This window comes from Sphingopyxis sp. MG (assembly GCF_002953155.1).
In the GTDB taxonomy this organism is placed as follows: domain Bacteria; phylum Pseudomonadota; class Alphaproteobacteria; order Sphingomonadales; family Sphingomonadaceae; genus Sphingopyxis; species Sphingopyxis granuli.
On sequence record NZ_CP026381.1, the window covers coordinates 148409 to 174942 of the forward strand.

General features: G+C 70.7%; 31 protein-coding genes. 24 read left to right on the forward strand and 7 right to left on the reverse strand.

The annotated features are described in order from the left end of the window. Window positions 1-368: 368 nt before the first annotated feature. The 11 genes from C3E99_RS00685 to gp17 all read left to right on the forward strand — a co-directional run bounded on the left by C3E99_RS00685 (window position 369) and on the right by gp17 (window position 8858). Window positions 369-986 carry a hypothetical protein gene (locus C3E99_RS00685; protein WP_076073754.1) on the forward strand — a complete coding sequence of 206 codons (618 nt, stop codon included), beginning with the start codon at window positions 369-371 and terminating at the stop codon, window positions 984-986. A 399-nt stretch (window positions 987-1385) separates the two neighbouring features. Beyond that, window positions 1386-2639 (forward strand): DNA-packaging protein, encoded by a 1254-nt coding sequence (locus C3E99_RS00695; protein ID WP_234002697.1) that lies wholly within the window; start codon window positions 1386-1388, stop codon window positions 2637-2639. A gap of 167 nt (window positions 2640-2806) precedes the next feature. After that, a complete protein-coding gene (locus C3E99_RS00700; protein WP_076073759.1) occupies window positions 2807-3913 on the forward strand; it encodes a phage portal protein in 1107 nt (368 codons plus the stop codon). Between the two features lie 13 nt (window positions 3914-3926). Continuing rightward, a complete protein-coding gene (locus tag C3E99_RS00705) occupies window positions 3927-4235 on the forward strand; it encodes a DUF6127 family protein (RefSeq protein ID WP_104959297.1) in 309 nt (102 codons plus the stop codon). A gap of 59 nt (window positions 4236-4294) precedes the next feature. Then, entirely contained in the window at window positions 4295-4684 is a 390-nt protein-coding gene (locus tag C3E99_RS00710) for an HK97 family phage prohead protease (RefSeq protein WP_076077496.1), read from the forward strand. A 5-nt stretch (window positions 4685-4689) separates the two neighbouring features. Then, on the forward strand, window positions 4690-5829 hold the full coding sequence (locus C3E99_RS00715; protein WP_083674967.1) for a phage major capsid protein: 1140 nt from the start codon (window positions 4690-4692) through the stop codon (window positions 5827-5829). A 103-nt stretch (window positions 5830-5932) separates the two neighbouring features. After that, window positions 5933-7453: a tail fiber domain-containing protein gene (locus tag C3E99_RS00720; RefSeq protein ID WP_104959298.1), complete on the forward strand. Its 1521-nt coding sequence runs from the start codon at window positions 5933-5935 to the stop codon at window positions 7451-7453. Next, a complete protein-coding gene (locus tag C3E99_RS19580) occupies window positions 7450-7608 on the forward strand; it encodes a hypothetical protein (RefSeq protein WP_156483119.1) in 159 nt (52 codons plus the stop codon). The genes C3E99_RS00720 and C3E99_RS19580 overlap by 4 nt, the downstream gene beginning before the upstream one ends. A gap of 16 nt (window positions 7609-7624) precedes the next feature. Next, entirely contained in the window at window positions 7625-7906 is a 282-nt protein-coding gene (locus tag C3E99_RS00725) for a phage fiber-tail adaptor protein (protein ID WP_076073764.1), read from the forward strand. Next, on the forward strand, window positions 7903-8448 hold the full coding sequence (locus tag C3E99_RS00730; RefSeq protein WP_076073767.1) for a head-tail connector protein: 546 nt from the start codon (window positions 7903-7905) through the stop codon (window positions 8446-8448). Before C3E99_RS00725 ends, C3E99_RS00730 begins: the two co-directional genes overlap by 4 nt. After that, a complete protein-coding gene (gene gp17, locus C3E99_RS00735) occupies window positions 8445-8858 on the forward strand; it encodes a tail completion protein gp17 (protein ID WP_067112916.1) in 414 nt (137 codons plus the stop codon). Before C3E99_RS00730 ends, gp17 begins: the two co-directional genes overlap by 4 nt. 86 nt (window positions 8859-8944) lie before the next feature. Here gp17 and C3E99_RS00740 read toward each other — a convergent pair whose 3' ends face one another. Beyond that, complete coding sequence (locus C3E99_RS00740; RefSeq protein WP_067112904.1) at window positions 8945-9283, reverse strand: hypothetical protein; 339 nt, start codon at window positions 9281-9283, stop codon at window positions 8945-8947. Window positions 9284-9329: 46 nt separating this feature from the next. On the opposite strand from C3E99_RS00740, the gene C3E99_RS00745 reads away from it, so the two are divergent. The 10 genes from C3E99_RS00745 to C3E99_RS00790 all read left to right on the forward strand — a co-directional run bounded on the left by C3E99_RS00745 (window position 9330) and on the right by C3E99_RS00790 (window position 18371). Continuing rightward, a complete protein-coding gene (locus tag C3E99_RS00745) occupies window positions 9330-9737 on the forward strand; it encodes a phage tail tube protein (protein WP_067112902.1) in 408 nt (135 codons plus the stop codon). Continuing rightward, window positions 9734-10048, forward strand: a complete 315-nt coding sequence (locus tag C3E99_RS00750) for a gene transfer agent family protein (protein ID WP_076073770.1) — start codon at window positions 9734-9736, stop codon at window positions 10046-10048. Before C3E99_RS00745 ends, C3E99_RS00750 begins: the two co-directional genes overlap by 4 nt. 102 nt (window positions 10049-10150) lie before the next feature. Further along, on the forward strand, window positions 10151-10324 hold the full coding sequence (locus tag C3E99_RS00755; protein WP_104959299.1) for a phage tail assembly chaperone: 174 nt from the start codon (window positions 10151-10153) through the stop codon (window positions 10322-10324). Further along, entirely contained in the window at window positions 10317-10892 is a 576-nt protein-coding gene (locus tag C3E99_RS00760) for a tail tape measure protein (protein ID WP_076073771.1), read from the forward strand. The genes C3E99_RS00755 and C3E99_RS00760 overlap by 8 nt, the downstream gene beginning before the upstream one ends. Then, on the forward strand, window positions 10892-13213 hold the full coding sequence (locus C3E99_RS00765; RefSeq protein ID WP_076073773.1) for a DUF2460 domain-containing protein: 2322 nt from the start codon (window positions 10892-10894) through the stop codon (window positions 13211-13213). The genes C3E99_RS00760 and C3E99_RS00765 overlap by 1 nt, the downstream gene beginning before the upstream one ends. Beyond that, on the forward strand, window positions 13207-14070 hold the full coding sequence (locus tag C3E99_RS00770; protein ID WP_234002548.1) for a DUF2163 domain-containing protein: 864 nt from the start codon (window positions 13207-13209) through the stop codon (window positions 14068-14070). The genes C3E99_RS00765 and C3E99_RS00770 overlap by 7 nt, the downstream gene beginning before the upstream one ends. Further along, window positions 14063-14464, forward strand: coding sequence for an NlpC/P60 family protein (locus C3E99_RS00775; RefSeq protein WP_234002549.1), 402 nt, complete (start codon window positions 14063-14065; stop codon window positions 14462-14464). The genes C3E99_RS00770 and C3E99_RS00775 overlap by 8 nt, the downstream gene beginning before the upstream one ends. Before the next feature lie 12 nt (window positions 14465-14476). Further along, a complete protein-coding gene (locus tag C3E99_RS00780) occupies window positions 14477-16654 on the forward strand; it encodes a phage tail protein (RefSeq protein WP_076073774.1) in 2178 nt (725 codons plus the stop codon). Window positions 16655-16668: 14 nt separating this feature from the next. After that, on the forward strand, window positions 16669-17115 hold the full coding sequence (locus tag C3E99_RS00785) for a DUF2793 domain-containing protein (protein ID WP_104959300.1): 447 nt from the start codon (window positions 16669-16671) through the stop codon (window positions 17113-17115). 137 nt (window positions 17116-17252) lie between these two features. Then, window positions 17253-18371 carry an OmpA family protein gene (locus C3E99_RS00790; RefSeq protein WP_067111084.1) on the forward strand — a complete coding sequence of 373 codons (1119 nt, stop codon included), beginning with the start codon at window positions 17253-17255 and terminating at the stop codon, window positions 18369-18371. Window positions 18372-18898: 527 nt separating this feature from the next. Here the strand turns inward: C3E99_RS00790 and C3E99_RS00795 are convergent. Further along, entirely contained in the window at window positions 18899-19435 is a 537-nt protein-coding gene (locus tag C3E99_RS00795; RefSeq protein WP_104960274.1) for a DUF1993 domain-containing protein, read from the reverse strand. Between the two features lie 37 nt (window positions 19436-19472). Further along, complete coding sequence (locus C3E99_RS00800) at window positions 19473-21284, reverse strand: ABC transporter transmembrane domain-containing protein (RefSeq protein WP_076073780.1); 1812 nt, start codon at window positions 21282-21284, stop codon at window positions 19473-19475. A gap of 239 nt (window positions 21285-21523) precedes the next feature. Here C3E99_RS00800 and C3E99_RS00805 point away from each other — a divergent pair, with 239 nt between their 5' ends. Beyond that, window positions 21524-22744, forward strand: a complete 1221-nt coding sequence (locus C3E99_RS00805) for a polyhydroxyalkanoate depolymerase (RefSeq protein ID WP_076073782.1) — start codon at window positions 21524-21526, stop codon at window positions 22742-22744. 219 nt (window positions 22745-22963) lie between these two features. Here the strand turns inward: C3E99_RS00805 and C3E99_RS00810 are convergent, their stop codons facing one another. Then, complete coding sequence (locus tag C3E99_RS00810) at window positions 22964-23359, reverse strand: YkvA family protein (protein ID WP_234002550.1); 396 nt, start codon at window positions 23357-23359, stop codon at window positions 22964-22966. Window positions 23360-23383: 24 nt separating this feature from the next. Here C3E99_RS00810 and C3E99_RS00815 point away from each other — a divergent pair, with 24 nt between their 5' ends. Continuing rightward, entirely contained in the window at window positions 23384-24376 is a 993-nt protein-coding gene (locus tag C3E99_RS00815; protein ID WP_076073787.1) for a dipeptide epimerase, read from the forward strand. A gap of 33 nt (window positions 24377-24409) precedes the next feature. Here C3E99_RS00815 and C3E99_RS00820 read toward each other — a convergent pair whose 3' ends face one another. After that, entirely contained in the window at window positions 24410-24871 is a 462-nt protein-coding gene (locus C3E99_RS00820; protein WP_076073789.1) for a pyridoxamine 5'-phosphate oxidase family protein, read from the reverse strand. Window positions 24872-24945: 74 nt separating this feature from the next. Next, entirely contained in the window at window positions 24946-25347 is a 402-nt protein-coding gene (locus C3E99_RS00825) for a VOC family protein (protein ID WP_076073791.1), read from the reverse strand. 322 nt (window positions 25348-25669) lie between these two features. Here C3E99_RS00825 and soxR point away from each other — a divergent pair, with 322 nt between their 5' ends. Next, the gene (gene soxR / locus C3E99_RS00830) at window positions 25670-26140 is read left to right on the forward strand and encodes a redox-sensitive transcriptional activator SoxR (RefSeq protein WP_067111065.1); all 471 of its coding nucleotides are present in this window, start codon (window positions 25670-25672) and stop codon (window positions 26138-26140) included. Between the two features lie 88 nt (window positions 26141-26228). On the opposite strand, the gene C3E99_RS00835 is transcribed toward soxR, so the two are convergent. Continuing rightward, window positions 26229-26519 carry a putative quinol monooxygenase gene (locus C3E99_RS00835; protein ID WP_067111062.1) on the reverse strand — a complete coding sequence of 97 codons (291 nt, stop codon included), beginning with the start codon at window positions 26517-26519 and terminating at the stop codon, window positions 26229-26231. Between the last annotated feature and the right edge of the window lie 15 nt (window positions 26520-26534).

Consider the following 26534-nt stretch of genomic DNA (forward strand, 5'->3'; position numbering starts at 1 on the left):
GGATCGAGTCGGTATATATTCCCCTCAGGCAAGTCAGGCGCTGTTCCCCGGCGAAAGCCGGGGTCCAGATGGCACGGCGCTGCCTCGCATGGACCCCGGCTTTCGCCGGGGAACAGTGACTTGTCGAAGAGGGAAGATTGCCGATCAAGTCCGGGGTGACGGGGAGGGGAAAGCGCTTTCCGGAACCGGGCTGCGTCGCCGATGGCGGCGGCGGGGCCGCGCGTGCAGGGGAAGTAGTATAAAACCATATAGGTTATTTTCTATTGACATCGTAACGCTGATATGGCACAAGCATCTCATCATCGAGAATTGCGATTCGGGCCGGCGCCTTCGGGCGATCCGGCCCGATCCTTTTGGGGAGCGACCGAATGGAACAGGTGGTGCGGGCCGGCAATCGTCGCCGGCTGATGCGGGCGAAGGCGCCGCGCACGGCCCTTTCGACGCGCCAGTGCGAGACGTTCCTTTCCCATCTGGCGGAAAGCTGCAACGTGACATGGTCGGCCGCGCAGGCGGGGCTGGTCTGTTCGACGGTCTATCGGCTGCGCGCGCGCGACGAGGCGTTCGCCGCGGCGTGGCAGGAGGCGTTGACGGCCGGATATCAGCGTCTGGAAATGGGGCTGGTGCAGGCGGCGCTGGCGCTTGTCGAGGGCAGGCCGGGCGCGGCCGTTGCCGGGAGCCGCGAAGGCGGCGAGCCCGGTCGGGGCAGCGCGGACGAAAAAGGCGCAAGGGCGGCGCGCGCGGCGAAGGAGGGCGCCGCGACGGAACCGGACACCGCGAAAGGCGGGGACGAAGGGCGCGTGATCGCGCCGATGACGGTCGACCAGGCGATCAGCCTGCTCGGCCGGCACCAGGCGTCGGTCCGCGGCGGCCGGGCGCGGACGCTGCGGCCCGACAAGCGGATGCCGACGTCCGAGGAAACCGACGCCGCGATCCTGAAGCGGCTCGCCATCCTGCGCCGACAGCGCGGGCTGGCGCCGGAGGGATAGGGGCCTGGTCCCCGGCGGACGCCGGGGTCCGGATGGCTGGATGCTGCCCCGCGTGGGCCCCGGCTTCCGCCGGGGAACGGTTCGTTGCCGGAAAGGGATGATTGCCAACGCGTTCCAGCATGACGAAGTGCGGAAGCAGGGGGCTTCGACCCAAGGCCGGCGCCTGTTTGCAATCGCCATGATCTCCCTTCTGTCGGGGCAGAACGGAACGGGCAGGCGTCTTGCCGCCCGGTTTCTCCTCTCGTTGGCGGGAGGGGATCGCGTTTCATGGCGGGTCATTTCTTTCCCTGTCGGGGAGCGGTGAGGGAGGATCGGCGGATGGGGCAGGCGCATCGCGACGTCGTCGGCGACGTGCTCGAGAAATTGTCCGCGCTGTCGCCGCGCGACCTGCGCTTCGTGATGCGGGGATTGACCTGGGGCCAGCGCCGCGAACTGCTCGAGCGCTGGCACGGCTGGGCGCAGGAGGGGCAATGCGAGCCGCCGGGCGACTGGCGCATCTGGATGATCCGCGCCGGGCGCGGCTTCGGCAAGACGCGCGCCGGGGCGGAATGGATCAGCGAGTGCGCGCGCACGATGCCGGGCGCGCGCATCGCGCTGGTCGCGGCGAACGAGATCGACGGACGGCGCGTGATGATCGAGGGGGCGAGCGGGCTGCTGGCGGTCGCGCGCGGGCATGAAAGCCCCGACTGGCGCGACGGGGTTCGCGAGCTGCATTTCGGCAACGGCGCGGTCGCGACGCTCTATTCGGCGGCGGCGCCGGAGAATCTGCGCGGGCCCGAGCATCATGTCGCGTGGTGCGACGAGCTGGCGAAATGGCACCGGGGCGCGACCGCGTGGGACAATCTGGTGCTGGGGATGCGGCTGGGCGACCGGCCGCGCATCCTGATCACCACGACGCCGCGCCCGACCGCGCTGATGCGGACGATCCGTGCGCTGCCGGGGTTCGCCGAAACGGTCGGCGGCACGCACCAGAACGCCTATCTGCCGTCGAATTTCGTCGAGGCGATGCAGGCGGTCTATGGCGGAACGCGGCTGGGGCGGCAGGAACTGGACGGCGAGCTGGTCGAGGATGTCGAGGGCGCGCTGTGGACGCGCGCGCTGATCGAACGCTGCCGCGTCGATCCGGATGGACTGGGCAAGCCGCGGCGCGTCGTGATCGGCGTCGATCCGCCCGCGACGTCGACCGGCGATGCGTGCGGGATCGTCGTCGCGGCGCTGCTGCGCGACGGGCGGCTGGCGGTGGTCGAGGATGCGAGCGTCGAGACCCCGCCGCCGCATGTCTGGGCGCAGGCGGTGGCCGCCGTGGCGGCGCGCTGGGGCGCCGACCGGGTGGTCGCGGAAAGCAATATGGGCGGCGAGATGGTCGCGGCGACGCTGGCGCAGGCCGATGTCGCGCTGCCGGTCGCCACGGTCCACGCGAGCATCGGCAAGGCGCGCCGCGCGGAGCCGGTCGCGCTCGCCTATGAGCGCGGGCAGGTGGTGCATGCGGGGGCGTTCCCGGCGCTGGAGGACCAGCTTTGCGGGTTCCAGACCGGTGGCGGCTACGCCGGGCCGGGCGGTTCGCCGGACCGGGCCGATGCGTGCGTGTGGGCGCTGGCGGAACTGCTGGAACGGATGAGGAAAGGGCGCGCGCCGGGGGTGCGCAGGGTTTGATCAAAGCCCTCTCCTCTTCAGGGGAGAGGGTTGGGAGAGGGGGAGTCACGCACGCCGGCCCCTCTCAACTTCGGCTAGCGAGCAAGCTCGCAAGCCTGCGTATCTCTCCCCTGAAGGGGAGAGAGTGGGGCTTGCGGTGTGGCGGCTGGCCCATCGAGGAGACAAGCATGAACTGGTTTGGCCGCAAGGCCGCATCGTCGACGGTGCGGCCCGCCTTGTCGCGTGTGTATGGGACGTGGAGCGCGCCGGCGCCGCTGTCGTGGGAGGCGCAGGTGCGCGAAGGCTATCTGGGCAATGCGATCGTCCAGCGGTCGGTGCGGCTGGTCGCCGAGGCGGCGGGGGCGGCGCCGATCGCGGCGGGCGACCCGGCGCTGCTGGCGCTGGTCACCGCGACATCGGGCGGGCAGGGGCTGGTCGAGACGCTGGCGTCGCAGCTACTGCTCCACGGCAACGGCTATGTGCAGATATTGACCGACGGCGCGGGCGCGCCCGCCGAGCTGTTCGCGCTGCGCCCCGACCGGGTGACGGTCGAGGCCGACGGGCGCGGCTGGCCGGTCGCCTATCGCTACAAGGCGGGCGGATGCGCCGCGGTGCTGCCCGCCGAGGACGGCGCGGGGCGGCCGGCGGTGGTGCATGTCAAGGCGCTGCACCCGCTCGACGATCATTATGGCGCGGGCTGCCTGGCAGCGGCGCAGGGGGCGATCGCGGCGCATAATGCGGCGGCGAAATGGAATGCGGCGCTGCTGGGCAATGCGGCGCGGCCGTCGGGGGCGCTGATCCACGATCCGGGCGACAAGGGGATGCCGCTGTCGGCCGAGCAGGTCGACCGGCTGCGCGAGGAGCTGGCCGAAAGCTTTGCCGGCGGGACGAACGCCGGGCGGCCGCTGTTGCTCGAGGGCGGGCTGAAGTGGCAGGCGCTGTCGCTGTCGCCCGCCGACATGGATTTCCTGGAGCTGAAGCACAGCGCGGCGCGCGAGATCGCGATGGCGTTCGGGGTGCCGCCGATGCTGCTCGGGCTGCCCGGCGATGCGACCTATGCCAATTATCGCGAGGCCAATCGCGCGCTGTGGCGGCTGACCGTGCTGCCGCTGTGCGCGAAGATATTGGGCGCGGTGTCGCAGGGGCTGGCGGGCTGGTTCGGCGGCGCCGAGCTGCGCGTCGACATGGACCGGGTGCCGGCGCTGGCCGCCGACCGCATGGCGCTGTGGCGCGAGGTGTCGGGGGCCGACTGGCTGACCGCGGCCGAGAAGAAGGCGCTGTTGGGCGTCGACTAGCCGGAGATACGACATGGACGAGGAAGAGGCGCTGGCGCGGCTGATCGCGCTGGCTGGGACGCGCGCGCCCGACGCGGCGCTGCTGCGCGCGGTGGTCGAGGAGGCGAGCGAACTGGGCGCGCGGCGGGCGCTGGCGCGGCTGGGGCTCGCCGACGCGGCGGCGCGCGACGACATCGGCGACCTGCGCCAGCTGCTCGGCGCGTGGCGCGACGCCAAGACGAGTGCGTGGAAGGCGGCGGTCGACTGGGCGGCGCGCGGCCTGCTGGCGCTGCTGCTGGTGGGGCTGGCGATGAAGCTGGGGCTGCCGGGGCTGCTGCGGTGAGGGGTGCGATCGTTCGACAGGCCCACCCCCCGGCCGCCTCCCGCCTGCGGGAGGGGGGGATACGGTTCGCGGGCTATGCGTCGGTGTTCGACCGCGTCGACCGCGGCGGTGACGTGGTGCGCGCCGGGGCCTTCGCGGCGAGCCTGCGCGCGGGGCGCGCGGTGCCGCTACTGTGGCAGCACCGGCCGGGCGCGCTCGTCGGCACGATCGAGATGCTGGCGGAGGATGCGCGCGGGCTGCGCGTCGTCGCGAGGGTGACGCACCCGACCGCGGCGGCGCTGGTCGCGCGCGGGGCGCTGACCGGGCTGTCGTTCGGATATCGGGTGCGCGGCGCGCGGGGCGCGAACCCGCGCGAACTGCTGGCGCTCGACCTGGCCGAGATCAGCCTCGTCGCGCAGCCGATGCAGCCGCTGGCGCGGGTGATCGCGGTGGATTCATGGAAGGAGTGAAACGCATGGACGAGATGGAGATGAAGGCGGACGCGCTCGAGGGAGCGTTCGATGCGGTGCTGGCGGCGGAAGCGGTCGACGAGTTGAAGGCGTCGGTCGCGGCGCTCAAGGCGCAGGTCGACGCGCAGGCGGTCGCGGCGGCGCGGCTGCCGCTCGACGGGGCGAAGGCGGCCGATCCGGCGCGCGACGCCTTCGTCGACCGCTATCTGCGGCGCGGGATCGACGCGGGGACCGGGATGAAGAGCCTGTCGGGGGCGTCGGGCGGCGAGGGCGGCTATGCCGTGCCGCGCGAGATCGACGGGGCGATCGCGGCGACGCTGAAATCGCTGTCGCCGATCCGCGGCATCGCGACGGTCGTGCAGACGGGGACGAGCGGCTATCGCAAGCTGATCGCGACCGGATCGACCGGCGCGGGATGGGTCGGCGAAACCGACGCGCGGCCCGGGACCGGGACGCGCAGCTTCGCCGAGATCGCGCCGCCGTCGGGCGAGCTTTACGCCAATCCGGCGGCGAGCCAGGCGATGCTCGACGATGCGATGTTCAATGTCGAGGACTGGCTGGCCGACGAGATCGCGCGTGAGTTCGCGGTCGCCGAGGGTGCGGCCTTCGTGTCCGGCAACGGGACGAACCGGCCCAAGGGCTTCCTGTCCTACGCGGCGACGAACGAGGCGGACAGCGCGCGGGCGTTCGGGACGCTGCAGTTCGTCGCCTCCGGCGCGGCGGGCGGCTTTGCGGCGTCGAACCCGCAGGACAAGCTGGTCGAACTGGTCCACAGCCTGCGCGCGCCCTATCGCGGCGGCGCCTGCTGGGTGATGAATTCGGACACGCTGGCGCGCATCCGCAAGTTCAAGACCACCGACGGCGCCTTCCTGTGGCAGCCGGGGCTGGTCGAGGGCCAGGCGGCGAGCCTGCTCGGCTATCCGGTCGTCGAGGCCGAGGACATGCCCGACGTCGCGGCGAACAGCCTGTCGATCGCCTTCGGCAATTTCCGCGCCGGCTATCTGATCGCCGACCGTGGCGAGACGCATATCCTGCGCGATCCCTTCAGCAACAAGCCCTTCGTGCATTTCTATGCAACCAAGCGGGTCGGCGGCGCGATCATCGATTCGAACGCCATCAAGCTGATGAAATTCGCCGCGAGCTGATCGGCGCGCGCGCGAGGGGCGCCCGGTTCCTGCCCTCCAACCCTTTCGGGGCGGGGCCGGGCGCAACCTGACATCTTCCCAGAATGGAAAGGATGGCGCTGCCATGCCGACCCCCTTTTTCGCCGACCTGGTGCGCGAGCTGTGCCACGAGGGCGGCACCGGCCCGCTGACGCCGACCGGCGCGGTGCCCGGACACCGCCGCTTCGCGGACGCGGTGCCCGCCGATACCGAGTTCCACTATGCCATCGCGGGCATCGCGCAGTCCGGCGAGTGGGAGGTCGGCACCGGCCGCCTCGACACCGCCGGCCGGCTGGTGCGCGAGGCGGTCGCCGCTTCTTCGGACGGGGGCGGCCGCGTCGATTTCGCGCCGGGACTGAAGACATTGGCGCTGACCGTCGGCGCCGGCTGGTTCGCGGCGCACGACACGGCGGTCGCGGCGCTGGATGCGGCCGACGACGCCCTGGCCGCCGCGATCGCCGCGAAGCAGCCGCTGTCGACGGCGCACCCCGCGGCGGCGACCGGCGCGGATGACGACCTGCTGACCGTGCGGCGCGGCGCGGGGTGGGTGAACCTGCCGCTCGCCGCGCTCGTCCGGCGCGGCGCGGACGGCCGTGTCGGCATCGGCGCCGCCAGTCCGGCACAACTGCTGGAACTGGCCGGCGGATCGCCGAGGATGCGGATCGCGCCCGCCGCTTCGGAGCAGATGGGCGGGATCGAGATCGTCACCAACGGCGCGCACGATGCGTCGTTCACCGCTCGCGGATCGACGGGCGAGCTGAACATCTCGGTCGGACGTTCGCCCGGGTGGGGCGGGAGCATCCGCTTCATCACGGACACGAGCGAAAGGATGCGGCTGACCGCCGCAGGTAGCCTCGGTATCGGAACGGACGCGCCAGCCGAAAAATTGACGATTGCAAACGGCAACATATTGCTCCCCATGTCAACCGATACAGCGGGCGCCCTGCTGGGATATTCGGAGTTCTATCCGGCGACCATCGACGGCGTGAGAGTCCCTGTCTATGGCCTGAAATGGGCAAAACCCGCCAGCGAGAGCAACCCCCACGCTATCCTGGCGGGCCATGGCGGCGCGTGGATCGTCACCGGGGGCAATGTGCATCTCCGCGTCCTTCAGAGCGGCATCGTGTCCCCCGGCGCGGACAATGGCCAACCGCTGGGGGCTGCTGCCCACCGCTGGTCCGTCGTCTATGCCGGGACCGGCGCCATCAACACGTCGGATGCGCGGGACAAGACCTGGCGCGGCGCGCCGTCCCCGGCCGAGATGGCGGCGGCGAAGCGCATCGCGGCCGAACTCGGATTTTATCAATGGAACGACGCGGTCGCCGAAAAGGGCGAGGACGGCGCGCGGCTGCATTTCGGGGTGCGGGCGCAGGCGGTGTGGGCGATCATGGCCGACGAAGGGCTGGCCGATCCGGTCGGCATCGGGGCCGATCCGACCAGCCGCCATGCCTTTCTGTGCTGGGACCGCTGGGCGGAGGAGCGCGACGCCGAGGGACGGATCGTCCGCGCGGCGGGCGAGCGGTTCGGCATCCGCCCCGACCAGCTCGCGCTGTTCCTGATCGCGGCGCAGGAGGCGCGGCTCGCGGCGCTGGAGGCGGCGGCATGACCGGCGGCGCGGCGCTGGGTTCGCGTGCGATCGGCGACGCCAGCGGCCGCGTCCTCGCGATCGAGTGGCGCGGTCCCGACCGGGCGGCGCCGCCGCGCGCGCGCGTTCGCCTGGCGCCCGATCCGGCGCGCCGGATCGCGGTGGCCGGACGCTGACCGGAAAGGATCGACGATGGCGATGATGGTGAAGGATCCGGGGACGCGGATCGACTTCGAATTCGACTGGGCGGCGGCCTGTCCCGCCGGGCAGGCGGTGGCGGCGAGCGACTGGACGGTGTGGCCCGACGAGTCCGAGGGGGTCGCGGTGGCGGCGATGACGCACGGCCTGGCGCGCGCGACCGTGACGCTGGCGGGCGGGATCGCCGGGCGCGTCTATCGCGTCACCAACCGGGTGACGATGACCGATGGCCAGGTCGAGGAGCGGTCGATGGCGGTGCGGGTGGAGGAACGATGATGGTGGAGAGCCTGTTGCCGGGCGAGGTCCCGGTGAGCCTGGACGAGGCGCGCGGCTGGCTGCGGATGGGGGCGACGATCGACGATGCGGTCGTCGCCGGGCTGGTCCGTGCCGCGGCGAGCATCTGCGAGGCCTTTGTCGGCCAGTGGCTGATCGTGCGCGCGGGCGAGGAAAGCCTTGTCCTGCGCGGCGGCGCCCTGCGGCTTGCCGCGCGGCCGGTCGTCGCTGTCGATGCGGTGACGCTGCTGCGGCCCGATGGCGCGGAAACGGTGCTGGGCGCCGACCGCTACCGCGTGACGATCGCGCGCGACGGGTCGGCACGGGTGGCGATCCACGCCGCCGGCGATGCCGGATATGCGCGCATTGCGTTCCGCGCCGGCATGGCCGCGGGCCCCAATGCGGTGCCCGAGGCGATCCGCCAGGGCCTGCTGCGCATGATCCAGCACCTCCACGCCGCGCGCGACGGTGCGGACGAGACGCCGCCGGCGATGATCGCGGCGCTGTGGCAGCCGTGGCGGCGGCGCACGCTGGGAGGCGCATGATGACGGGCGCGGAACAGGCGGTGCGCGCGAAGGCGCTGACGGTGCTGGGCGCGGACGACGCGCTGGCCGGGCTGGTGCACGGCGTGTTCGACGGCGTGCCGCCGCGCGCGAGCGCGCCCTATGTCTCGGTCGGCGCTGCCGAGGGCCGAGACTGGGGGACGAAGGACCGGCCCGGGTGCGAGGTGCGGCTGACGCTGAGCCTGACCGGTGCCGGGTTGCCGGCCGACGCGGGCGGGGCGGCGGCGCGGATGGAGGCGGCGGCGGGCGCGCTGCGCGGCCCGGCGGGCGGCTGGACGGTCGTCGCGGTCAGGGCGCTGCGCAGCCGGCTGGCGTTCCGGCGCGAGGGCGGCTGGCGGCACGATCTGGTCGTGCGGTGCCGGTGCCTGGCGGGGGTGCGGGAGGAGGCGTGACCCGCTTCGGCGTCATGCCGCTCTGGGTCCCCGCCTTTGCGGGGACACGGGAACGCTTCGCTCAGGGACGACCGGGACAGGGGCGATCAGGAATCGCCGGGGAGGGTGTTGGTCGAGGAATAATCCTTGAACTTCTCGATGAAGTTCACGTGATAATCGTCGATCTGCATGTCGGCATTCTCGGTGGCGTCGGCCTCCGAATCGCCGCTCGCGCGGTCGAGCGCGATCACCGCCTGACGAAAGGCGGTGCGCTCCGCGGTGCAGGCACCCTTGATCGCCATTTCATATTCGGCGTCGCCCATCTTGCCCTCGAGCGACTTCTTGAGGTGGTCGCGCAGGCATTTGGTGAAGGCGGCGCGCGACGTGTCGACCGCGGCGGTGGGCGATGGTGCCGCCAAGGCCAGGAGCAAGCTTGTGATCAACATCCTGCGACTCCCCGTTTGCAGATGATTTGCGAAGGAGAATTAAACCATGGGGATCGAAAATGGGAGCGCTTTTCTGCTGAAGGTCGGCGATGGCGCGACGCCGCCCGCCTTCGGCACCGTCGCCGGGCTGCGCACGACGCAATTGTCGGTGAACGGCGAGGCGGTGAACGTCACGACCAAGGATTCGGGCGGCTGGCGCGAGTTGCTGTCGGGCGCGGGGGTACGGTCGGTTTCGGTGAGCGCGGCGGGCCTGTTCACCGGGTCGGCGGCCGAGGTGCGGCTGCGCGGCCATGCGCTGGCGGGCACGATCGACGATTATGAGCTGAGCTTCGAAAGCGGCGAGCGGCTGCGCGGGCGCTTCCTGGTGACGCGGCTCGATTATGCCGGCGATTACAATGGCGAGCGCCAATATGTGCTGGCGCTCGAGTCGAGCGGCGCGGTGGTCAGCCTGTGAGCGCGGTCGCGAACCCGCTGCGCGGCGAGGCGGTGCTGCGGATCGGCGGCACCGCGCATGTGCTGCGCCCGAGCTTCGGCGCGCTGGTTGCGGCGGAGGCCGAGCTGGGGCCGCTGTTCGCGCTGGTCGAGCGCGCCGCCGACGGGCGGCTGGCGCTGGGCGAGCTGGCCGGGCTGTTCTGGCATTGCGTGCGCGACCGGCCGGCGGAGCTGACGCGCGAGACGGTCGGCGAAGCGGTGGTCGCGCAGGGGCTGGCGGCGGTGACGCCCGCGCTGCGGATGCTGCTGGGGCAGATCTTGCAGGGGCGGTGATCGGTGACGGAGAAGGCTGCCCACCCCGCTACGGCTGGCCGGCAAGCCGCCAAGCCTCGCTGCCCCTCCCGCGAGCGGGAGGGGCGTTTCGGTGAGGGCGCGATGCGATTGTCGGGTGTGATGGCGCGGCTGAGCGGGTGGCGGCCGGGGGAGTTCTGGGCGGCGACGCCGGCCGATGTGGCGGCGGTGCTGGCGGGCTGGGCGACAGACGATGGCGCGGACGGCGTCGATCGCGCGGCGCTGGCGGCGATGATGGAGCAATATCCCGATGGATGACGAGATCGATGAGATGGTCGTCGCGGTGCGCGCCGACACCGGCGCCTTTCGCCGCGACATGGCGGCGCTGCGCGCCGAACTGGGCGCGCCGCTGGCCGATGCCGCCGATGCGGGCGCGCGCGGGATCGAGCGCGCGCTGGGCCGGGCGGTGGTGTCGGGCAAGCTGGGGTTCGAGGATCTGAAGCGGCTGGCGCTATCGGTGATGGCCGACATCGCGCGCGCGGCGGTGTCGGGCGGGGTCGGCACGGTGCTGGGCGCGGCGCGCGGCGGCGGGGGGCTGCTCGCGGTCGGGCAGAGCCTGGCGCTCGGGCTGCTCGGCGCGCCGGGCCGCGCGACCGGCGGACCGGTGAGCGCGGGGCGTGCCTATCGCGTCGGCGAGCGTGGGCCGGAGCTGTTCGTGCCGGGCGCGAGCGGGCGCATCGAGCCCGCGGCGGGCGCGGCGGTGCGCAATATCGCGATCACGGTGAACGTGCGCGGAGCGGCGGGGAGCGAGCCGGGGCGGCTAGCGCAGACCGGGCGGCAGCTGGCGCGCGCGGTGCGGCGCGCGGTGGCGGAAGGCGAAGGCTGATGGGCTGGGCGCTCGTCGCGGCCGAGCCGCATCACCGCAGGGGCTGGATCAAGCGTTTCGACCCGCGATTCTGGACCGTCGATTTCGCGCGGCCGATGATGGCGAGCGTGGTGACGACCGCGCCGACGGCGCTGCGCGTCGAGGCGGTCTTTTACGACAAGGCGGACCTGGCCGGGCTGATCTGGGAGGCGGAAGACCGCTGGGACCACCCGCTGCTCGCCTATGAGACGCGGCGCGATTTCCGGCACGTGCGGCTGCGGTTCCGCTGGCGATCGGGTGGGGTGAAGCCGCTCGACGCGCTGCACGGGCCGACGCTGACGATCGAGGGGCGTGACGCGGCGGGCAACCCGCGCGCCTGGTATGTGCGGCTGTGGAACTATGCCGAGGGCAGCGCCGAGGATGCGGTGGTGACGCTCGATTTCGACGCGCTGACCGGCGGCTTTCTGTTGCCGGGGGAAAGCGACCCGGTGTGGGCGGGCGACGTCGACCGATTGTTCGTCTCGCTGGTCGCGCCGGGCTATGACGGCGGCGCGGGCGCGCTTGCGGCGCCGGCGCAGGGCTGGGTCGAGGTGAGCGACATCGCCTGTTCGGGATCGGGGTCGGTGCTGGCGATCGGCGACGCGGTGCTGCCCGAACAGCGGCTGGGGATCGCGAACGGCTATGACGACTGCTATCACCTGACCCCGGCGCGGGTGGTGCGGCAGGTGGAGCAGCTCGGCTATCGCGGCGACGTCGTCCATTATGTCGGGATGAGCCATTATATGCGGCTGGCGGCCGAGGGCGGCGGCTATCGCGTGCAGGCGGCGGGCGGGGTGCTGAACGCGCCCGCCGCGGCGTGGCACCGGGCGCTGGCGAGCGCCTGTGCGGGCGCGGGGCTGGGGCTGGTCTGGTCGCTCTCCTACGAATTGTTCGACGCCTATTGCCCCGAGGGCTGGAAGCAGCGCGACGCCGACGGCGCGCCGGCGCTGACCGGGTGGGAGCCGCCGTCGACCCTGCTGTCGCCCGCGCATACCGAGGCGATGGGGTGGCTGCAACTCGTCGCGCGGGCGTTCGCGGCGATCGGGCGCGACGCGGGCCTGCCGGTGAAGTTCCAGGTCGGCGAGCCGTGGTGGTGGGTCGCGGCGGACGGGCGGCTCTGCGCCTATGATGCCGCGACGACGGCGATGCTGGGCGCGGCGAGCGTCGCGATTCCCGATGTGCGCGGCGCGCTGGACAGCGGGCAGCGCGCGATGCTCGACGCGCTGGGCGCGATATTGGCGGGATCGACCGCCGCGCTCGTCGCGGCGGCGCGCGACGAGGCGGGGGCGGCGCCCTTCACGAGCCATCTGCTCGTCTATCTGCCGACGGTACTCGACCCGGCGGCGCCCGAATTGCGGCGCGCCAATGTACCCATGGGCTGGGCGGCGCCGGCGTTCGACGTGCTGCAACTCGAGGATTACGACTGGGTGACGGGCGGGCGCGGGGCCGAGACCGATGCGGCGCGCGCCGCGATGGTCGCGCGGCTCGGCTATCCCGTCGCGGATCAGCATTATTTCGCGGGCTTCGTGCTGCGCGGCGAGGATCGCGGGCAATGGCGCGCGATCGCCGAGGCGGCGGCGCGGGCGCGCCGCGCCGGGGTGACGCGCGCCTTCGTCTGGGCGCTGCCGCAGGCCGCGCGCGACGGTTTCGTGGCCTTTGACGGGGAGGAAGAGATGCAGGCTTTCGACGCGGTGGATTTTCCGCTCGCGATCGGGCGCGAGGCGATGGTCGCGACCGAATTCTCCACCCAGATCGTCGCTTCGCCCTCCGGGCACGAGCAGCGCGCGAGCGAATGGGCCGATGCGCGGATGCGCTACGACGCGGGGCCGGGAATCCGGTCGGAGGCGGATGTGCGGCGGCTCGCCGATTTCTTCCGCGCCCGGCGCGGCGCGGCGCGCGGCTTTCGTTTCCGCGATCCGTTCGATCACAGCTCGGCGGCGGACGGCGGGCCGCCGGGCTTTGCCGACCAATGGCTGGGCATCGGCGACGGGGCGCGGCGGCAGTTCGCGCTCGTCAAGCGCTATGGCAGTGGCGAGGCGGCGCAAGCGCGCGCGATCCGGCTGCCGGTCGCGGGCAGCGTCCGCGCGTCGGTGGGCGGGGTCGAGACGGCAGCCTTTACCTTGACGGGCGATGGCGAGGTCGCGTTCGATGTCGCGCCGGCGGATGGCGCGGCGGTGCGCGCGGGCTTTCTGTTCGACGTGCCGGTGCGCTTTGCCGAGGATCGGCTGGAGGTCAGCCGCGCGACTTTCCTTGCGGGTGAAGTGGCGAGCGTGCCGCTGATCGAGGTGCGTGCGCCATGGTGAGTGCGATGGTGAGCGCGGACGATGATTTCGGCGCGATGACGGGGGCGCCCGCGTGGCTGCGCGCCGAAGTCGCGACGCTCGCCTGGTGCTGGCGCCTGTCGCGACGCGACGGGGTGACGATCGGGCTGACCTCGCACGACCGCGACCTGTTCGTCGGCGGGCTGCTCTATCGGGCCGCGCCGGGAATGAAACCGTCAGCGATCGAGACGCGCGACAGCCTCGATGCCGAGACGCTCGACCTGCAAGGCGCGGTGGCGAGCGACGCGATCGCGGCGGACGACCTCGACACCGGGCGCTGGGACGGCGCGGCGTTGGGGCTGTTCGTGACCGACTGGGAGCATCCCGAGGTGGCGCCGGTGACGGTGGCGCGCGGGATGCTGGGTGCGATCGAGCGGCGCGGCGCCGCCTTTTCGGCCGAGTTGCAGGGGGTGACCCGGCTGCTCGACCGGCCGGCGTGCCCCGCGACCTCTCCTTCGTGCCGCGCGTCGCTCGGCGACCGGGCGTGCCGGGTCGATTTGGCGCCGCGGACGCACCGGCGCCGCGTCGTCGCTGTCGCCGGGCGGTCGGTGACGCTCGATGCGGCGGTGGGGGGCGGGGCGATGGCCTTTGGCGAACTCGTCTGGATGGAAGGGGCGGCCTGCGGGCTGGCGAGCCCGGTGATCGCGGCCGACGGCGCGGTGCTGATGCTGGCGGAAACGCCGGGCGTGCCTCTGGACCTGCCGGTGCGGGTGCGGCTGACCGAAGGGTGCGACAAGCAGCTTTCGACCTGCCGCGACCGCTTTGCCAATGCAGTCAACTTTCGCGGCGAGGCGCATCTGCCGGGCAACGACCTGATGACGCGATACCCCGGTGGATGAGATCGGCGCGCGCGCCCTTGCGGCGGCGCGGGGGATGATCGGCGCGCGGTTCCGGCCGCAGGGGTGCGACCCCGCGACCGGGCTCGACTGCGTCGGGCTGGTATGGGCGGCCTATGCCGCGGCGGGGCGGCGGCTGCCGCGGCCGCGCGCCTATCCGCTGCGCGGGTGGAGCGATGCGCGGATCGTCGCGGCGCTGCGGGCGGCGGGGTTCGCGCGCGATGAAGGCCGCGTCGCGATGGGCGATGTCGCGGTGATCGCGCTGCCCGCGCAGCAATTTCATCTGGGGCTGCTGGGCGGCGAAACGATGGTTCACGCGCATGCCGGGCTGCGGCGTGTGGTCGAGACGCCGCTGGACGATGCGGCGCGGACGGCGTCGCGATGGCGGCTGGATTGAGGAGGGACGGACATGGCAACGCTGGTGCTGACGGTGGTCGGCGGGATCGTGGGCGGCCCGGTCGGCGCCGCGATCGGCGCGGCGATCGGGCAGCAGGCCGACGCGGCGATCTTTCGCCCCAAGGGCCGCGAGGGGCCACGCCTCGCCGACCTGAAGGTGCAGGCATCGACCTATGGCCAGCAGATACCGCAGCTGTTCGGGACGATGCGCGTCGCGGGCAGCGTGATCTGGGCGACCGACCTGATCGAGCGGCGCAGCAAGCGCGGCGGCGGCAAGGGGCGGGCGTCGGTCACCGAATATAGCTATGCCGTGTCGCTGGCGGTGGCGCTGTCGTCGCGGCCGATCCGCGCCATCCGGCGCATCTGGGCCGACGGTAATCTGCTGCGCGGGGCGAGCGGCGGCTTTCAGCAGCGCTGCACCTTTCGCTGGTATGACGGCGGCGAGGACCAGCCCGCCGATCCGCTGATCGCCTCGGCGCTCGGTCCGGCTTCGGTCAGCGGCTTTCGCGGCATCGCCTATGCCGTGTTCGAGGAGCTGGAACTCGGCGCCTTCGGCAATCGCATCCCGTCGCTGACCTTCGAGGTCGAGGCCGATGTCGGGGCCATCGACGCCGGGCTGGTCGGCGATACGCTGTTCGGCGAAGCGGGGCGCTGCCTGGGCGGGACGCGCTTCGTGGGCTATGCGGCGTCCGGCGACCGGTTGCGCGAGGCGCTGGCGCCCTTGTTCGATGCCGATGCGGTGCGGCTGGCCAGCGACCCCGGCGGCTGGCGGCTGGCGCCCGCGGACGGCGCGCGCGCGCCGGTGCCGCTGGCCGATTTCCGCGAAGCGCGCCGCGAAGAGGCGGCACGCGACCGGGTCGAGCGCCGCCGCGCGCCGCTGGCCGATGTGCCGGGAAGCATCCGCCTGCGCCATTATGATCGCGAGCGCGACTATCAGCTCGGCCAGCAGACCGGTCCGGTGGCGGGCGGCGGCGCGGCGGAGCAGCGGATCGATCTGCCCGCCGTCCTGTCCGCCGCGGCGGCACGGGCGCTGGCGCAGCGGCTGGCTGCCGCGGCGGCGGACGGGCGCGAAAGCTGTGTCTGGCGGATGGACCTGGCGGCGCTCGCGCTGCCGGTGGGGGCGGTGGCGATCGCGGGCGACGGCAGCCGATGGCGGATTGCCGCGCGGACGGTTCGCGATACGCAGGTCGAAGTCGAACTGCGGCGGCACCAGCCGCTCGACCTCGACATGCTGCCCGCCGATTCCGGCGCGCCGGTGCGCGCACCCGACTGGCCGGAAGCGACGGCGCTGGTCCGCGCCTTCGACCTGCCGAATCTGGGCCCGGCGGCGGCGACCGCGCCGCAGGTCGTGATCGCGGGCGCAGGAAGCAATGCGGGGTGGCGCGGTGCCGACACCTGGTTCGTGCCGATGCCCGATGCCGCGCCGATGCCGCTGGGCACGCTGCGCCCGGCGGCAGCGCTGGGCGTGCTGGCGGAGCCGCTGGCGCCGGGCGGCGCGCTGCTGTTCGACGATGCGGGCGCGGCGATCGTCGCGCTGATCGATCCGGCGATGGAACTGGAGGCGGTGAGCGACGCGCTGATGCTCGGCGGGGCGAATCGCGCGATGATCGGCGACGAGTTGGTGCAGTTCGGCGGTGCCGAGTTGCTGGCGCCGGGGCGATGGCGGCTGACGCGGATGCTGCGCGGCCGCGCGGGCACCGAAAGCGCGGTGGCGCATGCGGCGGGAACGCCCTTCCTGCTGCTCGACGATCCCGCGCTGCTGCCGATCCCGGCCGACCATGGCGAGTGGGTGGCGGGCGGCGGCGCGCGCCTGCAATGGGCGGCGTGGAACGACACGAGCCTTTCCGACCTGCCCGTCCCGGCGGGCCTGCGCGCACTGCGCCCGCTTGCGCCAGTGCATGGCCGGGTCCGGCCCGATGGGGAAGGCGGACTGGTCATCGGCTGGGCGCGGCGGAGCCGGGCCGATGGCGGCTGGCGCGACCATGTCGACCTGCCGCTCGGCGAGACTCGCGAGTTGTATCGCGCTTCAATCGAGCCGGCGGTGGCTGGGATCGGGCCGTGGGACCTGGAGGTTCCGACGCTGCGCCTGACGGCGGCGGATGCGGCCGCGCTGGCACCCGGCAGCCTGATCGCGATCCGTCAGATCGGCGATGCTCTGTCGTCGGCACCGCTTCTTCTAACTCTTAAATAGAAAGGATATTCGGCATGACCGACCTGCCCGTCACCGCGCGGTTCGCGCTGCCCCTGCTCGTGCAGGCGCAGGCGCAGAAGGAGATCACGCATAACGAGGCGCTCGTACTGATCGACGCGCTGCTGCAGGCGAGCGTCGAGGATGGGCCGCTCGCCGCGCCGCCGGCGGCGCCGGATGCGGGACAATGCTGGATCGTCGGTGCTCCGGCGAGCGGCGCGTGGGCGGGGCGCGAGGCGGCGCTGGCGGTATGGACGGCCGGCGGCTGGCGCTTCGCCGAGCCTCGGCCCGGGATGCGGGTCGTGCGGTCGCGGGACGGGGCGTGGCTGCGATTCGCGGACGGCGCGTGGGTCGAACCTGGCGCGGTCGCCCAGCCGGTGGGTGGAGCGACGGTCGATTCCGAGGCGCGGGCGGCGATCGAGGCGCTGATGACCGCGCTCAAAGCGCATGGCATGCTGATTTAGAGGGGTTTTTTCGTTGCATTCGGGGCTCAACTGCGACTTTTTGGCAACAGATTAGCGATTTGTTATCTTGCGTGGAACCAAAGCCGCGAGTAGGACGTCTGTCGAGACGTATATCTCAATTGAAAGGGGAATCTGTTATGAGGAAGCTAGCCGTCGCCGTGGCGTTGGCCTCCACTGCCCTCGCGTCGCCCGCCGTGGCGCGCGACAACTCTTGGTATGTTGGTGTCGGTGGTGGTGTCACGATCGTCGAGGACATCGACCTCGATATCGGCACCGCAGCCAATGCTGTCAGTCTGGATCACCGCAAGGGATATGATTTTGAAGGCGTCGTCGGCTACGACTTCGGCGGCTTCCGCGCGGAAGTGGAAGTGGGCTATCGCGAAGCCGATATCCGCAACGCATCCGTCAATGCGCCGGGCGTTCCCGCCTTGGCCAACGGTGGTCCTCTCGTGACCGGCAACTACCCCATGAACGGCGACAGCAATGCGCTGAGCTTCATGGTCAACGGTATGTTCGACTTCGGTGACGATGACGGCATCCAGGGCTTCATCGGCGGTGGCGCGGGTGTCGCTCGCGTTTCGGTCCAACCCGTCTTCGCGGGTGCCTGGCTTGACGATTCGGATACCGGTTTCGCCTGGCAGGCGATCGCGGGCGTCCGCGCGCCGATCAGCAACAACTGGGATGTCGGCCTGAAGTATCGCTTCTTCAACGCCGATGGTCTCGACCTGGTCGACCAGCTCGGCCGCGACGTGTCGGGCCGTTTCCGTTCGCACTCGCTGCTCGGGACGCTGACCTACAACTTCGGTGGAGCCGAGGCGCCCCCGCCGCCGCCTCCCCCGCCGCCGCCGCCTCCCCCGCCGCCGCCTCCCCCGCCGCCGCCTCCGCCGCCTCCGCCGGTCGTGTGCGCACCGGGACCGTATATCGTGTACTTCGACTGGGATCAGTCGGCGATCACGCCCGAAGCGGCTTCGACGCTGGACAACGCGATCAGCGCCTACAACCAGGGCTGCAGCGGTCAGCAGGTCATGCTCGCCGGTCACGCCGACCGTTCGGGTTCGGCCAAGTACAACGTCGGCCTGTCGCAGCGCCGTGCCGACGCGGTCAAGGCGTATCTGACCGCGCGTGGCGTCTCGGACGGCTCGATCACGACGCAGGCGTTCGGCGAAACCCGCCCGGCGGTTGCGACCGCCGACGGGGTCCGCAACGACCAGAACCGTCGCGTGGAAATCACCTACGGTCCGGGTTCGGGCATGTAAGATCGATTTCCAGCCCGAAAGGGCTCGGACGAAAAGCGAAGGGCGGCATCGAAAGGTGCCGCCCTTTCTTTTTGGGCTGGTGGCGGCACTTTATGCTCGGACCGGGAGCTTTGCACAGGGGCGCGGAACGGAAACCTGGGAGCGGTGCGCTCGAATCGCTGTTGCTTGCTTTGAGCGTGTCGGAATCCATCCCGAGGATCCGCGAGGCATTTGCGAGAATTAATCGCCTCTGCACGGCTCAAGGAAAAGCGGCGCTTCGACAAGCTCAGCGCGAGCGGAAGAGACGGTGGCTCGAATTTATCGGGCGCCGTTCCGAGTTTACCCGGCAAGCGGAATAGTATTCACCGCGGATGGGCCACCCTTCTTCCCGGGAGGGTGAAGTCTGCGAGATCGAAGGGTTCTGACGATCCCATGACTCCACACCATCGCGTGAAGTGGAAGTCTCTGCGATCTCTGCGCCTCTGCGCGAATTTCATGGCCTCAGGCATCGTGTTGCTGCACGCTGAATGCCCGGTTCCGCCGGGCGGTCAGGTGGTCGGGGCGGTGCCGGGACGCAGATATTGCATCATGTAGCCGACATAGTCGGCCTTGCCGAGCGGGACGCCCATGTGGCGCATCACCGCATAGGCGGCGACGAGGTGGAAATAATATTGCGGCTGCGCCCAGTCGCGGATGTAGCTTTTCGCGTCCATGTCGAAGGCCATGCCGTTGGGCAGGTCGAAGCTGACCGGCCGCGCAGGGTCGGCGTCAACCGTCGCGGCATCGACGGTGTCGAGCCAGGCGAGGGTCGCCGCGATCTGCTCCTGAAGCCCGGCGAAATCGGCGGCGTCTTCCGCAAGCGCGGGCGCGCTCGCGGCGCCGAGGCGCGCAAGCGGCTGGACCGCCTGAAGGCAGGTGAAGCGGACCTGCGCCGCGAGCGGGAACATGTCGGGCGCCAGCCGTGCCGCGATGAACTGTAACTCGCCGACATTGTTCGCGGCACCCCAGGCGAGCGCCTTTTCGAGCTGGGCCGAGAGGGCGCGCAGTCCGTTGGCGTAGGCGGGGACGGTGAGATCGTACAGCATGACGGGCATCCTTCGAGCGCTGGAGGGGATCGCGGGGTCAGACCGCGGCCATATTGTCCTGAAATTGCAGGCGCGCGAGGCGGGCATAGAGCCCGTCGGCGGCGACGAGATCGTCATGGCGCCCTTCCTCGACGATGCGCCCCTCGTCCATTACGACGATCCGGTCGGCAGCGCGCACCGTCGCGAGGCGGTGCGCGATGACGATTGTCGTCCGGTCGTGCATCAGCGCCTCGAGCGCGTCCTGCACGAGCCGTTCGGACTCGGCGTCGAGCGCCGAGGTGGCTTCGTCGAGCAGCAGCAGCGGCGCGCGGCGAAGCAGCGCGCGCGCAATCGCGACGCGCTGGCGCTGGCCGCCCGACAGGCGCGCGCCGCCCTCTCCCATGAAGGTATCGAGCCCCTGCGGCAGGCGGCGCAGGAAATCCTCGGCGTTGGCGGCGCGCGCGGCCTCCCACAATTGCTCGTCGGTAGCGGCCCAGTTGCCGTAGCGCAGATTGTCGCGCGCCGACGCGGCGAAGATCACCGTTTCCTGCGGCACCATCGCGATGCGCGCGCGGATCGCGGCGGGATCGGCCTCGGGAAGCGGGACGCCGTCGAGCAGCACCCGGCCGTGCTGCGGATCGTAGAAGCGCTCGGCGAGCTGGAACAGCGTCGACTTGCCCGCGCCCGAAGGCCCGACGATGGCGACCGTCTCGTTCGGGCGGACGGTCAGCGAGAAATCGTGGAGCGCGGGCATGTCGGGCCGCGTCGGATAGCGGAAGGTCACATGCTCGAAGGCGAGCGTGCCGACCGGCGGTTCGGGAAGCGGGCGCGGATGCGCGGGCGGAGCTATGTCCGGTTCCGCCTCGAGCAGCTCGCCGAGCCGCTCGGCGGCGCCCGCCGCGCGCAGCAGGTCGCCATAGACCTCGGTCAGCGCGCCGAAGGCGCCCGCGACGAGGCCGCCGGTCAGGACGAAGGCGGCGATGGTGCCGCCAGTGATCGTCCCCGCCGCCACGCCCTCTGCCCCATACCAGAGCAGGGTGGTGATCGCGCCGAACAGCAGGCCGATCACCGTTGCGGTAATGAAGGCGCGCAGACGGATGCGGCGCTTGGCGGTCGCGAAATTGGCCTCGACCGCGGCGGTGAAGCGGTCCGCCTCGCGCGGTTCCTGGCCGAACGCCTGGACGATCTTCATCGCTCCCAGCTGTTCGGCGGTGGTCGCCCCGATGTCGGCGACGCGGTCCTGGCTGGTGCGCGACACTTTCTGGAGGCGGCGGCCGAGCAGCACGATCGGCATGATGATCACCGGAATGCCGACGAGGATGCCGCTGGTGAGCGCGGGCGACAGGGTGAACAGATAGGCGATGCCGCCGATGCCCATCACCAGGTTGCGCAGCGCCACCGACACCGTCGTGCCGACGATCTGTTCGATGATCGCGGTGTCCGACGTCATGCGCGAGGCGATTTCGGACGGCCTGTTCTCCTCGAAGAAGCCGGGCGCGAGCCGCAGCAGGTTTTGCTGCACCGCCTCGCGGATGTCGGCGACGGTGCGTTCGCCGAGCCAACTCACGAAATAGAAGCGCAGCGCCGTCGCCGCGGCGAGCATCAGCACGATCAGGTAGAAGAGGCGGAAATGCGGCGCGACATCGCCGCCGCCGGCGACAAAGCCGCTGTCGATCATCTCCTTGAACTGCCAGGGGATGGCGAGCGTCGCGAGCGCCGCGACGCCGAGCGCCACCGCCGCCACGAGCAGCGCGAGCGGATAGCGGCTGGCATAGCGCCAGACCATGCGCAGGCTGCCGAGCTTGCGTCGCCGCGGCTCGGACGGGTCGGCGGGGGCGGGCGGGGCGGATTGATCGGATGCGGTCGCCATCGCCGACGGCCCTAGCAGCCGCGGTGGGGACGCTCAATGTCTGAGAATGGCGCTGCGCTTCACAAGGCTTGAAGCGGCACGACAGGATCGCCCGCGACCGGCACTTTTTCCCGATAATCTCGCGCTTGCGCCGTCGTTGGTGGCTTTGATGCATTGCACAATGGAACCGAAGGCGTAAGACTGGCGCGAAAACAGGGGGCGCAACACGCGCCGGAACGGACGCGAGGAACGACTGCACGATGCTGTATCAAGCCTTTGACTTACAGAAGAGCTGGCTCGCCGGGGCGAGCGCATTGGCCACCGCGGGGGCGCAGGCGATCCAGCATCCCGCCAACCCGCTCGGCTATTTCGGCGGTAGTCCGATGTTCGCCTCCGCGCTCGAGGTGTTCGCGCATGCGGCGGCGCCGCGCGGCAAGCCCGCCTTCGATCTGTACGAGACGGTCGTGGACGGCGAAGCGGTGCGGGTGTCCGAGGCGATCGAGGCGCGCAAGCCGTTCGGGCAACTCAAGCATTTCAAGCACAAGGGCGCGAAGGGGGCGCCGAAGCTGCTGATCGTCGCCCCGATGTCGGGCCATTATGCGACATTGCTGCGCGGCACGGTCGAGCGGATGCTGCCCGATCATGACGTGTGGATCACCGACTGGCGCGACGCGCGCAACGTGCCGTTGACGGCGGGGCGCTTCGACCTCGACGATTATGTCGACTATCTGATCGACTGGCTCGGCCATATCGGGCCGGGCGCGCATATGCTCGCGGTATGCCAGCCGTCGGTGCCGTGCCTCGCCGCCGCGGCCGTCATGGCGGCCGACGGACACAAGTGCCGGCCGAAGACACTGACGATGATGGGCGGACCGATCGACACCCGCAAGGCGCCGACCGCGGTCAACCAGCATGCGACGACGCGCCCTCATGCCTGGTTCCAGGAAAATGTCATCGCGACGGTGCCCGCCTATTATCCGGGCGCTGGGCGCCGCGTCTATCCGGGCTTCCTCCAGCTTGCGGGCTTCATGTCGATGAACCTCGGCAACCACATGATGAGCCATTGGGAGATGTTCAAGCATCTGGTCGACGGCGATGGCGAGAGCGCGGACAAGACCAAGGAATTCTATGACGAATATCGATCGGTCTGCGATATGACGGCCGAATTCTACCTCCAGACCGTCGACGCCGTGTTCCAGCGCCACCTGCTGCCCAAGGGCGAGATGGAGCATCGCGGACGCAAGGTCGACTTGACCGCGATCGAGGATATTGCGATGCTGGCGATCGAGGGTGAGCGCGACGATATTTCGGGGATCGGCCAGACCAGGGCGGCGCTGACGCTCGCGAAATCGCTGCCCGCGGAGCGCAAGAAATATCTGATGGCGAAGGGCGTCGGCCACTACGGCATCTTCAACGGCCGCAAGTGGCGCGAGGAGATTGCGCCGGTGGTTGAGCAGTGGATACGCGCCAACGGGGAGTGAGGGCGGCTTTCGGTCGAGAGTTGACGTTTGTCCCCCCTCCCGCAAGCGGGAGGGGCCGGGGGTGGGCAGCGGCCTCGCAGAGGCCCACCCCGCTGCGACTAACGAACAAGTTCGTAAGTCTCGCTGCCCCTCCCGCTTGCGGGAGGGGAAACCAGGGCATGGCTCAAACATCCGCTTCCCACCCGACGACCTTCGGCGCCGCCTGTTCCCAGCGGCGCTTCAATGCCAGGGCGACGTCCGCACGCTCCAATAGACGAGATAGAGCAGCCCCGCCCAGATCAGCAGGATGGCGACCATGCCGGCGCGGCTCGACGGACGGTCGCTTGCAGCTTCGGCGGCGGCGTGGAGTTCGGTCCATAGCGGATCGGGAATCAGCCGGCGCACTGCCCACAGGCCGATCGGAACGATCAGCAGATCGTCGATCCAGCCGAGCAAAGGGATGAAATCGGGGATCAGATCGATCGGCGACAGCGCATAGGCGGCGACCGCGACCGCGAGGAGGCGCGCGAGCCACGGCGTGCGCGGATCGCGCGCCGCGAGCCACGCGGCGTGCGCCTCGACGGCGAGTCGGTGGCCGAGGTCGCCGATGCGTTCGGATAGGGATTTGCCGGTCATGGCGCACAGCATTACTGTTCTTCGATGGCCATCCAACTGAAAAGCGCGCGCGTCGAACGCTGGCCGGTCGCCGAGCCGTTCGTGATCAGCCGCGGCGCGAAGATTCATGTCGATGTCGTGGTCGCCGAGGTCGCGGCGGACGGCTGCGTCGGGCGCGGCGAGGGAACCCCCGTCGATTATCTGGGCGAGGATGCGGTGGGATGCCGCGACCGGATATTGCGCGCGGCGCCACATATCGCCGCGATGGGCGCGGCCGATGCGCGGGCGGCGGTGCAGGAACTGATGCCGCCGGGCGCGGCGCGCAATGCGCTCGACTGCGCGCTGTGGAATCTCGAGGCACGGCAGCGCGGGCTTCGGCTCTGGCAGCTTGCCGGCTGCGACGGGGCGCCGACCGCGCGCGTCACCGCCTTCACCATCTCGCTCAGCACCCCCGGCGCGATGGCCGAGCGGGCGGCGACTGCCGAGGCCGACGGTTACCGGCTGCTCAAGATCAAGCTGACCGGCGAGAACGATCGGCTGCGCGTCGCCGGGGTGCGCAGAGGCGCGCCGCATGCCCGGCTGATCGCCGACGCCAACGAAAGCTGGGGACAGGTCGACATATTGAGCGAGGCCGAAGCGCTCGCCGACATGGGGGTCGAGATGATCGAGCAGCCGGTGCCCGCGGGCGCCGACGCATTGCTCGATCCCATCTATGCGCCCATCCCCTTCGTCGCCGACGAAAGCTGCCACACCGCCGCCGACGTCGCGCGCATCGGTCCCTTCTACGACGGGGTGAACATCAAGCTCGACAAGGCGGGTGGGCTGACCGAGGCGCTACGCATCGCCGACGCCGCCGATGCGGCGGGGCTGTCGATCATGGTCGGCTGCATGCTGGGCACCAGCCTGGCGATCGCCCCTGCCTTCGTCCTCGCGCAACGGGCGCGCTGGGTCGATCTCGACGGCCCGGCGCTGCTCGCGCGCGACCGCGAAGGCGGGTTCGCGTTTCGCGACGGGCGGATCGGGCCGCCGGTGGGGTAATCGGCCCCGCCTGTCCGGATCAGCGACGGCGTCCTAAAGCGATACCCTTGCGTGCTGCCCGAGTTCGCCTTCCTTCATCGTCATGCCGGTCGCGAGCTTGAACATGCCCTTGAGGCCCGGTTCGGCGGTCCAGATTTCGGCATCGCCGATGTCGAAGCGCAGCAGGACGAGCTTCGGGTCATCCTTCCCGCCGGGGTACCAGGCGGCGACGCCGTTGTTCCAGAGCTTGTCGAGCACCGCGCGATCCGTTTCCGGACGCAGCGTGCCGGCGAGGCAGGCGAAGAGGTCGTGGCCCTTCGACGCGAATTGCACCATCGCCGCGCCGCCGCCCGCAAGGCGGTTGTCGGTCGCGGTGAAGAACCAGAAGGCGCCGTCGGCATCCTTGTCGAGTTGCGCATTCATCGGGATATGATGCGCGTGCTCGCCGGTCATGCCGACCATCACATAGGGGCTGGCGTCGAGCGCCTTCCAGAAATCCTGCTTGATATCGCTCATCGGTAGAGACTCCTTTTCGGCCTCCCCCAAAACACCCCGATGACCGATCAACGCGGCAGCGGCGGCAATGTTGCTCATCCCGTCGCGGGCTGCACCGCGGCATAGCTCACCACCTCATATTCGATGCCGTCGGGATCGAGGAAATAGAAGCGGCGGCCGGGGTCGTAATCGGCGTGCGCGAAGGGCACCAGGCCCGCCGCGATCACCTCCGCCTCGATCGCGTCCAGGTCGTCGACCTGGATTCCGACATGGTTGAGCGGTTCGCCTTTCGGATAGCGCTGCGCGGCATGCGCGCCGCCCGGGCCGGTGTAGAGCGCGACATAGGCGCTGTCCGATCCGACGTGGATCGTCGTGCCGCCGTCGCGTGCCGGGCCGCGCCAGCGCTCGCGCCAGCCGAAGATCGCCGCCATCAGCGCGGCGCTGCGCTCGGGATCGCTGACGGTGACGTTCACATGCTCGATGAAGGGGCGCGTCACGGATTTTCTCCTGATTCGGGTTGACGCGCACCAATATGAAAGTTAAAGTGAGGTTTAGATCAAGGCTTTTATTTGCCCCCGCGAGCGGGGCGGGAGGCGGGCGCTGGAGCATGATGACATCGGTTGGGTTCGTCATTGCGAGCGGCAAAGCCGCGCGGCAATCCAGAGTGAGCGTAGACTGCTCTGGATTGCTTCGCTCCGCTCGCAATGACGAAGCGGGTCAATCCGACGTCATCAGGCTCTCCGGCTGCCGATGCGGCGCAAGGCCGGTGGCTGGAGATTGCCGCGCGGCTTTGCCGCTCGCAATGACGGGAGAAAGCAGATGCACCGGACCGACCTGATCGCGATCGGCGAGCTGGCGGCGCGCACCGGCGTCGCGGTGTCGGCGATTCGCTTCTACGAGGCGAAGGGGCTGCTCGCCGCGCTGCGAACCGGCGGCGGGCAGCGGCGGTTCCTGCGCGCCGACATCCGCCGCGTCTCCTTCATCCTGATCGCGCAGCAGATGGGGCTGAGCCTTGACGAGGTCGCGGACGAACTCGCGCGCCTGCCGGCGGGGCGCACCCCCAATGCCGCCGACTGGACGCGGATCAGCACCGGGCTGCGCGCACGCATCGACGCCCGCATCGCGGCGCTGAGCCGTACGCGCGAACTGCTCGACCAGTGCATCGGCTGCGGCTGCCTGAGCCTCAAGAAATGCGGGCTCTACAACCGCGAGGACAAGGCGGCGCAACGCGGCGCGGGGCCGCGCTACGTGCTCGGCGACCGGGCGGGCGAGATTGCGGAGGTGCCGTGACGCCAACGCGTCCGCCCCGGGGGGCGGCCTTTGAAGGATAGCGCCGATTTCCCTTCCCGCCTGCGGGAAGGGAGAAGAACGGCCGCAGTCAGGCCGCGCTCAACCGTTCGACATCGGGTGCGCCGGCAAGCCAGGGGCCGAAACGGGCGCCGATCTCGCGGAAGTGCGTCGAAGCGCGATGGGCCTCGACTGCCGCGGCATCGTCATAGCATTCGAGCACCTTGTAGGTCCCGGTCTCGTCGGTGCGGAACAGGCGGTAGAAGCTGTTGCCGGGTTCGTCCGCATTCACCGCGGCGGCAAGTTCGGCGAAGGCCGCCTCGAAATCGGCTTCCTTGCCGGGCTGCACGCGCAGCGTCGCGATCACGCCGATGGCACTCATATTCTTCTCCCTTTG